At 66.0% G+C, this 13,310-nt stretch carries 9 protein-coding genes; 5 read left to right on the top strand and 4 right to left on the bottom strand.

What is annotated here, in order from left to right:
* Positions 1-48: 48 nt before the first annotated feature.
* From acnA to PV764_RS01450, 5 genes are all read left to right on the top strand, one after another.
* Positions 49-2,805 (top strand): aconitate hydratase AcnA, encoded by a 2,757-nt coding sequence (gene acnA / locus PV764_RS01430; protein WP_421116036.1) that lies wholly within the window; start codon positions 49-51, stop codon positions 2,803-2,805.
* Between the two features lie 194 nt (positions 2,806-2,999).
* Positions 3,000-3,371, top strand: coding sequence for a type II toxin-antitoxin system prevent-host-death family antitoxin (locus PV764_RS01435; RefSeq protein WP_070427301.1), 372 nt, complete (start codon positions 3,000-3,002; stop codon positions 3,369-3,371).
* Positions 3,371-4,036, top strand: coding sequence for an AAA family ATPase (locus tag PV764_RS01440; protein ID WP_421116037.1), 666 nt, complete (start codon positions 3,371-3,373; stop codon positions 4,034-4,036). The genes PV764_RS01435 and PV764_RS01440 overlap by 1 nt, the downstream gene beginning before the upstream one ends.
* Positions 4,037-4,235: 199 nt before the next feature.
* Positions 4,236-5,912, top strand: a complete 1,677-nt coding sequence (locus PV764_RS01445) for a long-chain fatty acid--CoA ligase (RefSeq protein ID WP_046273435.1) — start codon at positions 4,236-4,238, stop codon at positions 5,910-5,912.
* Between the two features lie 158 nt (positions 5,913-6,070).
* Complete coding sequence (locus PV764_RS01450; RefSeq protein WP_070427299.1) at positions 6,071-6,940, top strand: crotonase/enoyl-CoA hydratase family protein; 870 nt, start codon at positions 6,071-6,073, stop codon at positions 6,938-6,940.
* Positions 6,941-7,005: 65 nt separating this feature from the next.
* On the opposite strand, the gene PV764_RS01455 is transcribed toward PV764_RS01450, so the two are convergent.
* The 4 genes from PV764_RS01455 to prfB all read right to left on the bottom strand — a co-directional run bounded on the left by PV764_RS01455 (position 7,006) and on the right by prfB (position 13,294).
* Positions 7,006-9,180: an ATP-binding protein gene (locus tag PV764_RS01455; protein WP_421116038.1), complete on the bottom strand. Its 2,175-nt coding sequence runs from the start codon at positions 9,178-9,180 to the stop codon at positions 7,006-7,008.
* 1 nt (position 9,181) lies between these two features.
* Positions 9,182-10,321, bottom strand: a complete 1,140-nt coding sequence (locus tag PV764_RS01460; RefSeq protein WP_019182944.1) for a response regulator — start codon at positions 10,319-10,321, stop codon at positions 9,182-9,184.
* Between the two features lie 202 nt (positions 10,322-10,523).
* On the bottom strand, positions 10,524-12,041 hold the full coding sequence (gene lysS, locus PV764_RS01465; RefSeq protein ID WP_421116039.1) for a lysine--tRNA ligase: 1,518 nt from the start codon (positions 12,039-12,041) through the stop codon (positions 10,524-10,526).
* Positions 12,042-12,168: 127 nt separating this feature from the next.
* Positions 12,169-13,294 (bottom strand): peptide chain release factor 2 gene (gene prfB, locus PV764_RS01470; protein WP_102788438.1). Its coding sequence is split into 2 segments (ribosomal slippage): positions 12,169-13,218 and positions 13,220-13,294, totalling 1,125 coding nucleotides; the frame shifts between segments, so codons are not numbered across the junction.
* Between the last annotated feature and the right edge of the window lie 16 nt (positions 13,295-13,310).

Raw genomic sequence — 13,310 nt, forward strand, 5'->3', positions numbered from 1 at the left:
TGCCTCGGGCGGGCCAACGCAAGCCATCCGCAAGAGGAGTCATCTGCAATGAGCGATTCGTTCTCCACCCGCAGCCAGCTGGACGTCGGCGGCACCACCTACGACTACTTCAGCCTGCCCAAGCTCGGACAGACGTTCGACATCTCCCACCTGCCCTACTCGATGAAGATCCTGCTGGAGAACCTGCTCCGGCACGAGGATGGCGGCGTCACCGTCGGCAAGGACCACATCCAGGCCGTCGCCCAGTGGGACCCCAAGGCCGAACCGGACATCGAGATCGCGTTCATGCCCGCGCGCGTTGTGCTGCAGGATTTCACCGGCGTGCCCTGCGTGGTCGATCTGGCCGCGATGCGTGATGCCGTGGTCAAGCTCGGCGGACGCCCGGAGCAGATCAACCCGCAGATCCCCTCCGAGCTGGTGATCGATCACTCGGTGCAGGTCGATGTGTTCGGCACCCCCGACGCGCTGGATCTCAACGGCAAGATCGAATTCCAGCGCAACCAGGAACGCTACGGCTTCCTGCGCTGGGGCCAGAAGGCGTTCGACAATTTCAAGGTGGTGCCGCCCAACACCGGCATCGTCCACCAGGTGAACCTGGAAAACCTGGCCCGCGTGGTGATGACCGCAGACAAGGATGGCAAGGCCGTTGCGTATCCGGACACCGTGTTCGGCACCGACAGCCACACCACCATGATCAATGGCATCGGCGTGCTCGGCTGGGGCGTGGGCGGCATCGAAGCGGAGGCGGCCATGCTGGGCCAGCCGTCGTCGATGCTGATCCCGCAGGTGGTCGGCTTCAAGCTGACCGGCCGCATGCCCGAAGGCGCCACCGCCACCGATCTGGTGCTGACCGTCACCCAGATGCTGCGCAAGCACGGCGTGGTCGGGAAGTTCGTGGAGTTCTTCGGCGAAGGCCTGCAGCACCTGCCGCTGGCCGACCGTGCCACGATCGGCAACATGGCCCCGGAGTACGGCGCCACCTGCGGCATCTTCCCGATCGATGAAGAATCACTGACCTACCTGCGCCTGTCCGGCCGCAGCGAGGAGCAGATCGCGCTGGTGGAAGCCTATGCCAAGGCCCAGGGCCTGTGGCATGCCGCCAACACCGCGCACGCCAGCTACAGCGCCACGCTGGAACTGGACATGGGCCAGGTCAAGCCGTCGCTGGCTGGCCCCAAGCGCCCGCAGGACCGCGTGCTGCTGGAAGACGTCAAGCAGAACTACCGCGAGAACCTCGTCGGCCTGACCACCAACCGCGACAAGCGCAACGATGATGTCGCCAAGTTCGTCAACGAAGGTGGCGGCGCGGCGGTCGGCAACGAACAGCTGGCCAAGGGTTACAGCGATGTCGAACTGGATGGCCAGAAATTCCGGCTGAAGGATGGCGCGGTGGTCATCGCCGCGATCACCTCGTGCACCAATACCTCCAACCCGGCGGTGATGATCGGTGCCGGCCTGCTCGCCCGCAACGCGGCGGCCAAGGGCCTGGACCGCAAGCCGTGGGTCAAGACCTCGCTCGGCCCAGGCTCGCGCGTGGTCACCGATTACCTGGAAAAAGCCGGAGTGCTGACCGAGCTGGAGAAGGTCGGCTTCTACGTGGTCGGCTACGGCTGTACCACCTGCATCGGCAACTCCGGCCCGCTGCCCACCGAAGTCAGCGCTGGCATCGCCGCCGGTGACCTGGTGGTGGCCTCAGTGCTGTCGGGCAACCGCAACTTCGAAGGCCGCGTGCACCCGGAAGTCAAAATGAACTACCTGGCCAGCCCGCCGCTGGTCGTCGCCTACGCAATCGCCGGCACCACCGACATCGACCTGACCACCGAGCCGCTGGGCACGGGCAGCGATGGGCAGCCGGTGTACCTGCGCGATATCTGGCCGAGCAACAAGGAAATCGGCGATGTGATTGCCGCGACCATCGGGCCGGAGATGTTCAAGAAGAACTATGCCGACGTGTTCAAGGGCGACACCCGCTGGAACACCATCAAGTCGCCCGATGGCGATCTGTATGAGTGGGACGGCAGCTCGACCTACATCAAGAACCCGCCCTACTTCGAGGGCATGACCATGGACGTCGGCCACATCGACGACGTGCATGGCGCCCGCGTGATGGGCCTGTTCGGCGATTCGATCACCACCGATCACATCTCCCCGGCCGGCAACATCAAGAAGGATTCCCCGGCGGGCCGCTTCCTGCAGGAGCGCGGCGTGCAGCCGGCCGACTTCAACAGCTACGGCAGCCGCCGCGGCAACGATGACGTCATGGTGCGCGGCACCTTCGCCAACATCCGCATCAAGAACCTGATGTTCGGCGGCGAAGAAGGCGGCAACACCCTGTACTTCCCGAAGGATGGCGGCGAGCCGCAGAAGCTGGCGATCTACGATGCGGCCGTCAAGTACAAGGCCGAGGGCGTTCCGCTGGTCGTCTTCGCCGGCAAGGAATACGGCACCGGCTCCTCGCGCGACTGGGCGGCCAAGGGCACCAACCTGCTGGGCGTCAAGGCGGTCATCGCCGAGAGCTTCGAGCGCATCCACCGCTCCAACCTGGTCGGCATGGGCGTGCTGCCGCTGCAGTTCAAGAACGGCGACAACGCCCAGAGCCTGGGCCTGGATGGTTCGGAAGTAATCGACATCACCGGCCTGGAGGATGGCGCCAGCAAGACGGCCACCCTCACCGCGACCAAGGCCGATGGCACGAAGAAGACCTTCGAGGCCCATGTGATGCTGCTCACGCCGAAGGAAGTGGAGTACTTCAAGCACGGCGGCCTGCTGCAGTACGTGCTGCGTCAGTTGGCCGGAAAGAAGTAAGCGCCTGGCACGGCGCCAGTTACGCCCTCTCCGGTAGAGGGATCGCACGACAGCAAGGGGGCAGACGCCCCCTTGCTGCTGTTTGGCGTTCCCCGCCGCCAGTCTTCATTTTCATAAATTTCATAAATCCCATATTTCTCCCAATCCGTACGGATCGGGCTACACTTGACGCCATCCGCCAGGGAGCCGCCGCCATGCTGCACGCGCTCAAGTTCGACCCGATCACCGAGCTGACCCGCACCACCGCCTCGACGGTGAAGGAGCACTGGCGCAAGGTGATGCAGGACGTCCGCGAACAGCAGGCCGTACTGGTCACCAATCACAACGAGCCGCAGGCCGTCATTCTGTCCGCCCAGCAGTACCAGGCCATGCAGGCCGAGGTTGTGTCGTTGCAGCGGGACCTCGCGTCCCTGCGCGAACAGGCCCCGGCCCTGCAGCAGCTCCGTCAGCGCTTCGATGATCGCCTTGCCGTGCTGGACAGCGCCGCGGCCGCCAACAAGGCGCGCGCGCTGCTGCGCAAGCCAGCACGCCTCAAGGGCAAGGTGGCCGCAGGCAGCGGTTACTGATGCCTGCACGGCCCTTCCTGTTCGTGCTGGCAGGGGTCAACGGCGCAGGCAAGAGCTCCATTGGGGGTCATCTGCTCCGCCAAGCGGGTCTGGACTGGTTCAATCCCGACGACTGGGCCCGCCAGCTGTGCCGCGAATTCGGCATGAATCAGCGCGAGGCCAATGGCCGGGCGTGGACGGAAGGCTTCAGCCGACTGCGCTCTGCCATCGCCGAACGCCGCAACCACGCCTTCGAAACCACCCTGGGCGGGCAGTCGATCGCCGCGACCCTGGCCGAGGCCTGCGCCACGCATGACGTACTGGTCTGGTACTGCGGCCTGGCCTCGCCCCAGCAGCACATCGCACGGGTGCGCGCACGCGTTGCGGCCGGTGGCCACCCGATCAGCGATGCGGACATCCACCGCCGCTACCCGTTGGCGCTGCAGAACCTGATCGCCCTGCTGCCAGCGCTGGCACAGCTGCAGGTGTACGACAACAGTGCCGAGGCCGGTCCTGGCCAGCCGGTTGCCGATCCACAGCTTGTGCTGCAGATGGACGGTGGCCGTTTGACCTGGCCTGCGGCCGATGACGTCGCCCAACTGCGGCAGACACCCGACTGGGCCGTGCCGGTGCTGGAAGCTGCACTGCAGTGCCACGACAGCTGCGCTGACGAGCCGCCGCGATGAGCGGGGATGGACGGATGAGCGAACACATGCGGCTGCAAACGTCATTTATCGCCGGCGCCACCCTGCCCCGCGGCCCCACTGCCGCCGTTGTTCACCGGCCCTTCGCGTTTTCCATTCGGGACGGTATGCTGCCGAGGCATGAAACGACGGATACTCTCCGTCATCGCTTTACATCATCCACGTTTCCTGGAGGGGGAATATGAGTCTGGAACGACCCTGGCTGCAGAGCTATCCCAAAGGCGTACCCGCCGAGATCGACGTCAACGAGTTCCATTCGGTCTCGGCCGTCTTCGACACTTCGGTGGCCAAGTTCCGCGACCGCCCCGCCTACTCCAGTTTCGGCAAGGTCCTGACCTACGGGGAAACGGACGCACTGGTCGAACAGTTCGCCGCCTATCTGCTGGGTGAGCTGCAGCTCAAGAAGGGCGACCGCGTTGCCCTGATGATGCCCAACTGCCTGCAGTACCCGATCGCCACGTTCGGCGTGCTGCGTGCCGGCCTGACCGTGGTCAACGTCAACCCGCTCTACACCGCCCGCGAGCTCAAGCACCAGCTGGTGGATTCCGGCGCGGCCGTGCTGGTGGTCGTGGACAACTTCTGCGACACCGTGCAGCAGGTCATTGCCGACACCCCGATCAAGCAGGTGGTGACCACCGGCCTGGGCGACATGCTCGGCGCCAAGGGCATCGTGGTGAACTTCGTCCTGAAGTACATCAAGAAGATGGTGCCCAACTACAGCCTGCGCGGCGCGATCCGCTTCAACCAGGCGCTCAAGCTGGGCAGCCGCCACACCCTGCCCAAGGTCGAGATCGACCACGACGATGTCGCCTTCCTGCAGTACACCGGCGGCACCACCGGCGTGGCCAAGGGCGCGATGCTGACCAACCGCAACCTGGTCGCCAACATGCAGCAGGCCTCGGCCTGGATCTCCGCCTCGGGGATCGAGATGGGCAAGGAGGTGATCATCACCGCCCTGCCGCTGTACCACATCTTCGCGTTGACGGCGAACGGGCTGGTCTTCATGAAGTTCGGTGGCTGCAACTACCTGATCACCAACCCGCGCGACATGAAGGGCTTCGTCAAGGAGCTCAAGGCGACCCGCTTCACCGCGATCACCGGCGTCAACACGCTGTTCAACGGCCTGCTCAACACCCCGGGCTTCGACGAGGTCGATTTCTCCTCGCTGAAGGTCACCCTGGGCGGCGGCATGGCGGTGCAGCGCGCCGTCGCCGAGCGTTGGAAGAAGGTCACCGGCGTCACCCTGGTCGAGGCCTATGGCTTGACCGAGACTTCGCCGGCCGCCTGCATCAACCCGCTCGACCTGGCCGAGTACAACGGTGCGATCGGCCTGCCGATCCCGTCCACCGATGCCTGCGTCAAGGATGACGCCGGCAAGACGCTGGCCGTCGGCGAAGTCGGCGAGCTGTGCATCAAGGGTCCGCAGGTGATGAAGGGCTACTGGCAGCGCCCGGAAGATACCGCGCAGGCGGTGGACGCCGAGGGCTGGCTGCACACCGGCGACATGGCACGGATGGATGAGCAGGGCTTCTTCTACATCGTGGACCGCAAGAAGGACATGATCCTGGTGTCCGGCTTCAACGTGTACCCCAATGAGGTCGAAGACGTCATCGCGATGATGCCCGGCGTGCTCGAAGTCGCGGCGGTCGGCGTGCCCGATGAGAAGTCCGGTGAAGTGGTCAAGGTGGTCATCGTCAAGAAGGACCCCAACCTCACCGCCGAGATGGTCAAGGAACATGCACGCGCGAACCTGACCGGCTACAAGCACCCGCGGATCGTGGAGTTCCGCAAGGAACTGCCCAAGACCAACGTCGGCAAGATCCTGCGCCGCGAACTGCGCGATACCCCTGCGCCGTAACGGTTCCCCAACGGCTGCATCTTCACAGGGCCCCTGCCGGCAACGGCGGGGGCCTTTTGCATTGCGTGAGATGCCGGGGGTGTAGGATCGCGGCGTGTGGACCCGTCAGGCCCGCCGCCCACCGTCCTCCCAGCGGGCCAGCCTCCGAGGAAATCGCCATGAGCACCATTGAAAAGCTGCCCGTCAACCACCGCTACGCCACCATCCGCACGGAAACCACCGGCAACGACGATGCCCATTGGCTGTTCATGCATGCCGATGCCGCCAGCGGCATCCGCCCGTGCTGCCGCAAGGACATGCTCGACGAAATGTGGAACTTCATGAGCGCGATCACCCGCAGCCCGGCCGAGCGCAACAGCGGCAAGCTGCGCCATTTCGTGCTCGCCTCCGATGCCAATGCCTACAACCTGGGCGGCGATCTGGACCTGTTCACCCGCCTGATCCGCGAGGGCAACCGCGACCGCCTGCTGACCTATGCGCAGCGCTGCGTGGAAGGCGTGCACCACCTGCACACCGGCTTCGGTGGCGACGTGCGCTCGATCGCGCTGATCCAGGGCGATGCCCTCGGCGGCGGCCTGGAGATGGCGCTGGCCTGCCACACCATCGTGGCCGAGGAAGGCTGCGGCATGGGCCTGCCGGAAGTGCTGTTCGGGCTGTTCCCGGGCATGGGCGCCTATTCCTTCCTGTGCAAGCGCGTGGCCCCGCAGCTGGCCGAGAAGATCATCCTCGACGGCCGCGTGTATTCCTCCGAAGAGATGCATGCCATGGGCGTGGTCGATGTGCTGGTGCCCAAGGGCCAGGGCGTCAAGGCCGTGGAAGACCTGATCCGCCAGCACCAGCGCATTCCGCATTCGTATCTGGCGATGAACGCCGCGCGCAACCTCGCCCAGGCCGTGCGCTATGACGAACTGCTGGAAATCACCAAGGTCTGGGTGGACTCCGCCCTTGCGCTGGGCGACAAGTCGCTGCGCACCATGGACCGCCTGATCAAGGCCCAGACCCGCCGCGCCACCCTCGACGTCGCCTGAGCCATCCCCTCCCCTGTGTTGTTCAAGCCCGGCTGCCGCCGGGCTTTTTTTTATTGCAGCCCCACTCAGCGCATGTCGCCGCCGTCGTCGGCCTGCCCCTGCGCCTTGCGCTGCGCACGTGCATCCAGCGCCTGCCGGCCTTCCTTGATGCCGGCCTGCAGCAGGGTCACGCGCTGCCGCCATTCGCTCTTGAGCTGCCAGTCGGCCATGCGCATCAGATCCCCGGCGCGGTTGGCAACGCGGACCAGGCCCAGATTGCTGGCCACGCCCTTGATCGCGTGCGCCTGCTCGCGGAAATGGACCCAGTCGCTGCGCTCGCCGTCGGCCAGTGCCACGCCGATGCACTGGTCGGCATCGGCCAGGCATTGGCGGATGAACTCGCGTTCGAAACCGTCGCCCATGCCGAGCGAGGCCAGCTCGTCGAGCACGCCCGGGTCCAGTACACCATCCAGCACGGTAGCGGTACGCACGATCGGTGCGCTGGCCTTGAGCTGGCCGTTGGAGGCGATATCGGCAAGCACATCCAGCAGCCGCACCGCGACCACGGGCTTGGCCAGGAACGTATGCGCGCCGGCCTGCGTGCAGCGTTGGATGGCCTCGGGCGTGACGTCGGCGCTGAGCACCAGCACCGGCGTGCGCGGACCGCCACCGGCCTGCATCACGCGCAGTTCCTTGAGCATGTCCAGGCCACTCATGCCGGGCATGTGCAGATCCACGATGGCCGCATCGAAATCACTCTCGGCCATCGCATCGAGCACCGCTTCACCGCCGTTGACGCACAGCACCTTGTGGCCGGCCTTCTGCAGCAGGCGCTGCAGCACCATCCGGTTGGCCTCGTGATCGTCGGCGACCAGGATGTGCATGCTGCGCACGCGCGCGCGGTGGCGCAGGAACGGGTCGGCAAACGCAATCACATTGCCGTTGCGGTCCGGCAGCCCGTCGCCGACCAGCGCCGGGGTGACCGTGCCCAGCGGCACGCGCGGCGGCGCGAACGGCAGCTCGAACCAGAAATGGCTGCCCTGCGGCGGGTTCTCTTCGTAGCCGATGTCCCCGCCCATCGCCTCGACCAGGCCCTTGGCGATGGTGGTGCCCAGGCCGGTGCCTTCGTGGCGGCGCGCCATGCTGACGTCGGCCTGCTCGAACGCTTCGAACAGGCGCGGGCGCATCTCCGGGGCGACACCGATGCCCGTGTCGAGGATGTCGAACCGCAGGCGCACCCCGCCGTTGGATTCGGCATCGAGCACGGCCACGCGGATTTCGACACGGCCGTGGTCGGTGAACTTGACTGCGTTGCCGGCGATGTTGAGCAGGATCTGCCGCAGGTGACCCAGGTCACCGCGCAGCAGCGGCGGCACGGTATCGGCCACCTTGACCCGGTAATCCAGCCGCTTGGCCTTGGCCTGCGGCAGCAGGATCAACCCGATGGCCTGGATCACATCGGCCAGCGCGAAGTCCTCGGCGGTCACGCGCAACTTGCCCGCTTCGATCGCGGAGATATCGAGCACTTCCTCCACCAGCGCCAGCAGGCTGCGCGAGGACGCCTGGATGGTGTTCACACACTCGCGCTGCTCGTCGTCGAGCTTGGTGGTGGCCAGCAGCTCGGTCATGCCCGACAGGCCGTTGAGCGGCGTGCGGAACTCGTGGCTCATGTTGGCCAGGAAACGGCTCTTGGCCTCGCTCGCGCGGCGCGCCTCGGCCATCGCACGGGTGAGCTGGCGCAGCAGCGTGGAGAAATACAGCGGCACCGCCGCCAGGCCCAGCCACAGGCCGAATGCCAGCCGCGCGTTCAGATGCCAGTACGGGGTCAGCAGTGCGGTGCTGCCGAAGCTGACCATCGCCATCGCCACCGCGACGTACAGATAGTTGTTGCCGTAGCGCATGCCGTTGCCGACCGTCACCCACATCACCACGATGTAGACCCAGGCCAGTGGCTCGCCCATCTGCACCATGCCGGCGGCGATCAGCCCGTAATCGGCGAGCATGCCGGCCACGCGGCGCGGGTCCGAGCGTCCCGGCCGCCACAGCAGCCAGCCGAACAGCCCCAGCGAGAGGGTCAGGCCGGTCAGCACGATCGCCAGCACCCCGTGGTACTGCGCCGGGGGCAGGTCGTGGCGCGGCCCCGGCATGAGCACATACAGCAGGATCAGGGTGATCAGCACGATGCGCACGATCGCCTGGCCGTGTTCGGTATCCGGGCGCTGCGCCAGGCGGTGCTTCAGGCGCGGGTACAGACGACGCATATCACATCCCCGGGCGGGATGACGCGGTGGAGTGCTGTGCGCAGATCTCATCAAGCTGGAGGCGGCCGCGCAGCAGGGCATCGACGCAGCGCGGATCGAACAACCGGCCCCGCTGGGCATACAGATACGCCAGCGTGGCTTCCATGGTCCATGCTTCCTTGTACGGACGCGGTGAGATCAGCGCGTCGAACACATCGGCCACCGCCACGATCCGCGCTTCCAGCGGAATCGCATCGCCGACCAGCCCATCCGGGTAGCCGCTGCCGTCGTAGCGCTCATGGTGGCGCAGCGCGATCAGGGCCCCGACCTGGATGAAACGGTTCTGGCTGCCACTCAGCAGCTCGTAGCCGATCCGCGGGTGCCGGCGCATGATCGCCTGCTCCTCATCGCTCAGCTTGCCCTGTTTGAGCAGGACCGCATCGGGAATGGCGATCTTGCCCATGTCGTGCAGGGGCGCGGCCATCTCGATCAGCTTGACCTCTTCTTCCGGCAGCCCGAGCTGCTCGGCGATCAGCCCGGCGACATGGGCCATGCGCTCCAGGTAGGCACTGGTGCCGGCATCACGGAATTCGATCGCCCGCGCCAGCCGCGACAGTGTTTCGCGCTCGCGCTCCTCCACCTCGTGCATGCTGGCCAGCAGGCGCTGCTCCAGCGACAGCGCGCGCTGCTTGACGTTCTCCGACTGCTGGCGCAGCTGCAACAGGTTGTAGCAGCGCGCGCGCAGTTCGCGCGGGCGGATGGGCTTGACCAGGAAATCGATCACCCCGGCCTCCAGCGCGGCCTGTCGGATCGGCTCGTCGCCGACCACGGTGATCAGGATCACGGGGATGTCGCGGTGCTTGGGCAGGCGGCGGAAGCGGCGGGCGAACTCCAGCCCGTCCATCTCCGGCATGCGGTAATCGAGCAACAGCAGATCCACGGCGTGCGACTCGCACCAGGCAAGCGCCGTCAGCGGATCGCCGAAGTCGTGCACGGACAGTTCCGGCGCGATGTCCTCGATGACATGGCGCAGCATGGTACGCGCGGACGTCTGATCGTCAACGATGACAATATTCAAGGCTGCTTCTGCCTTCTTCCTTGACCACACTGGAACATGCTGCGAAGAGGATACTCCGCCGCTCTGCACACTGGCACCTTGCATCGGTCCGCCTCCCGTCATGAACATCCCAGTTCATGATCGTCGTCACAGTGTGACGCCGGTGTGGGCGTCTCCCTGCGACCCGTCATGGTCTGTGGCCATCACGCCATAGCGCCTGTTAAGGCCACGCAGAAACCATACCCGCGCGGCCACGGCAGCGGAACCCCCGCGCCGGACGTGCCCCAAGCACGCCCGGACCCAGGTCTCAGTTTTCCGGACGCATGTACGGGAACAGCAGCACGTCGCGGATCGAACTGCTGCCGGTCAGCAGCATCACCAGTCGGTCGATGCCGATGCCCAGGCCGCCGGTCGGGGCCATGCCGTACTCCAGCGCGCGGATGTAATCGGCGTCGTAGTGCATGGCCTCGTCATCGCCGCCTTCCTTGGCCGTGACCTGGGCCTGGAACCGGGCCGCCTGGTCTTCCGGGTCGTTCAGCTCGGAGAAGCCGTTGGCCAGCTCCTTGCCGTTGATGAACAGCTCGAAGCGGTCGGTGTAGCCGGGCTGGTCATCGTTGGCGCGGGCCAGCGGCGAGACCTCGACCGGGTGGTCGGTGATGAAGGTCGGCTGGATCAGGGTGTGCTCGACGGTGGCCTCGAAGATCTCCAGCAGCAGCTTGCCCCAGCCGAAGGACGGCTTGATGCGGATCTTCAGGCGCTCGCAGTGGGCGGCCAGCGCATCGCGGTCGGTGCAGTCGGCGGCGCTGATCTCCGGGTTGTGGTGGCGCACCGCCTCGTCCATGCGCCAGCGGCGGAACGCCGGGGCCAGGTCGATCGTGGCGCCGTCCCACTCCACCGTGGTGGTGCCCAGCACCTTGCTGGCCACGTCACGGATCACGCCTTCGGTCAGGTCCATCACTTCGGTGTACGTGGCGTAGGCCTCGTACAGCTCCATCATGGTGAATTCCGGGTTGTGGCGGGTGCTCACGCCCTCATTGCGGAAGTTGCGGTTGATCTCGTACACGCGCTCCAGCCCACCCACGACCAGGCGCTTGAGGTACAGCTCCGGGGCCACGCGCAGATACAGGTCCAGGTCCAGCGCGTTGTGGTGGGTGGTGAACGGCTTGGCCGTGGCGCCGCCGGGGATGTAATGCATCATCGGCGTTTCGACTTCCAGGAAGTCGCGGTTGTCCAGCCACGCGCGCATGGCGCGGATGATCCGCGAGCGCTTGATGAACACCTCGCGCGACTCCGGGGTCACGATCAGGTCGACATAACGCTGGCGGTAGCGCTGCTCCACGTCGGCCAGGCCGTGCCACTTGTCCGGCAGCGGGCGCAGCGACTTGGTCAGCAGGCGGATGCTGGTGGCCTTGACCGACAGCTCACCGGTCCTGGTCCGGGTCAGCCCGCCCTCCACGGCGATGATGTCGCCCACGTCCCAGCCCTTGAAGGCGGTGTAGGCATCGCCCAGCGTGCTGCCCTGCAGGAACAGCTGGATGCGGCCGGACTCGTCCTGGATCTGGGCGAAGCTGGCCTTGCCCATCACGCGCTTGGCCATCAGGCGGCCGGCCATCTTGACCTGGCGGTCGCTGGCCTCCAGCGCTTCGGCGGTCCACTGCTCTGCATCGGCGAACTCGGCCTGCAGGGTGCCGGCGAAGTGCTCGCGGCGGAAATCGTTCGGGTAGGCAATGCCCTGCCCGCGCAGGGCGGTCAGTTTCGCGCGGCGCTCGGCGATGAGGCTGTTCTCGTCGACGGGGGGCTGCGGCGCGGCGGTCTGATCGTTCATGGCGTGGGTCTATGTATGTCGGGGGGGAGGTACGGTCCCCGCCATCATGCCGATGGTCGGGGCGGATTGCGAAACCGGGCGCGGCCCGGGCACAACGGATCGGGGCCGCGCGTGGCGGCCCCGACGGTCAGGCGTCGGTGCGTTTGGCACCCACGGCCAGGCCGGACTTCAGGCTGGCTTCGACGAATTCGTCGAGGTCGCCGTCCAGCACCTTCTGCGTATCGGAGCGTTCGATGCCGGTGCGCAGGTCCTTGATACGGCTCTGGTCGAGCACGTAGTTGCGGATCTGGCTGCCCCAGCCAATGTCGGACTTGGTGGCTTCCACCGCGTCACGCTCGGCATTGCGCTTCTGGATCTCCAGCTCGTACAGCTTGGCGGCCAGCATCTTCATCGCGTTGTCGCGGTTCTGGTGCTGGCTGCGGCCGGTCTGGCAGGCCACGACCGTATTGGTCGGAATGTGCGTGATACGCACCGCCGACTCGGTCTTGTTGACGTGCTGGCCACCGGCGCCGGAGGAGCGGTACACATCGGTGCGCAGGTCGGCGGGGTTGATGTCGATCTCGATGTTGTCATCGACTTCCGGCGACACGAACACCGAGGTGAAGCTGGTGTGGCGGCGGTTGTCCGAATCGAACGGCGACTTGCGCACCAGGCGGTGCACGCCGGTCTCGGTCTTCAGCCAGCCGTAGGCGTAATCGCCTTCCACGCGCAGCGTGGCCGACTTGATGCCCGCGACGTCGCCGCCGGAGACTTCCATCAGCTCGGTCTTCCAGCCGCGCGATTCGCACCAGCGCAGGTACATGCGCAGCAGGATCTCGGCCCAGTCCTGGGCTTCGGTACCGCCAGCGCCGGCCTGGATATCGACGAACGCCGCGGCGTTGTCCATCTGGCCGGAGAACATGCGCTGGAACTCCAGCTGCTCCACGTGCTTCTGGTACTTGTCCAGGTCACTGACCACGGCCAGGGCGGTTTCTTCGTCCTGTTCGCTTTCGGCCAGTTCCAGCAGTTCGCCCGACTCGGTCAGGCCGTCGAGGATCGTGGCGATGCCGCCCACGGTCTTGTCCAGGTTGGCGCGTTCGCGGCCAAGGTTCTGGGCGTACTCGGCGTTGTTCCAGATATCCGGGTTTTCCAGTTCCCGGGTTACTTCTTCCAGACGCTCTTTCTTGGCGTCGTAGTCAAAGATACCCCCTGAGCGAGAGCACGCGATCGGTGAGATCGGTGATGCGCTGGCGGACAGGATTGAGCTCGATCATGTCGGCGATTAATGCG

It is taken from the genome of Stenotrophomonas sp. AS1 (genome assembly GCF_048957655.1).
GTDB lineage: Bacteria > Pseudomonadota > Gammaproteobacteria > Xanthomonadales > Xanthomonadaceae > Stenotrophomonas > Stenotrophomonas bentonitica_A.

What these genes read in the sequence shown, in the direction of transcription:
- PV764_RS01455 (WP_421116038.1), bottom strand. Translation starts at nt 9,180, where the DNA reads ATGCGTCGTCTGTACCCGCGCCTGAAGCACCGCCTGGCGCAGCGCCCG.
- lysS (WP_421116039.1), bottom strand. Translation starts at nt 12,041, where the DNA reads ATGAACGATCAGACCGCCGCGCCGCAGCCCCCCGTCGACGAGAACAGC.
- acnA (WP_421116036.1), top strand. Translation starts at nt 49, where the DNA reads ATGAGCGATTCGTTCTCCACCCGCAGCCAGCTGGACGTCGGCGGCACC.
- PV764_RS01445 (WP_046273435.1), top strand. Translation starts at nt 4,236, where the DNA reads ATGAGTCTGGAACGACCCTGGCTGCAGAGCTATCCCAAAGGCGTACCC.
- PV764_RS01440 (WP_421116037.1), top strand. Translation starts at nt 3,371, where the DNA reads ATGCCTGCACGGCCCTTCCTGTTCGTGCTGGCAGGGGTCAACGGCGCA.
- PV764_RS01450 (WP_070427299.1), top strand. Translation starts at nt 6,071, where the DNA reads ATGAGCACCATTGAAAAGCTGCCCGTCAACCACCGCTACGCCACCATC.
- PV764_RS01460 (WP_019182944.1), bottom strand. Translation starts at nt 10,321, where the DNA reads ATGCAAGGTGCCAGTGTGCAGAGCGGCGGAGTATCCTCTTCGCAGCAT.
- PV764_RS01435 (WP_070427301.1), top strand. Translation starts at nt 3,000, where the DNA reads ATGCTGCACGCGCTCAAGTTCGACCCGATCACCGAGCTGACCCGCACC.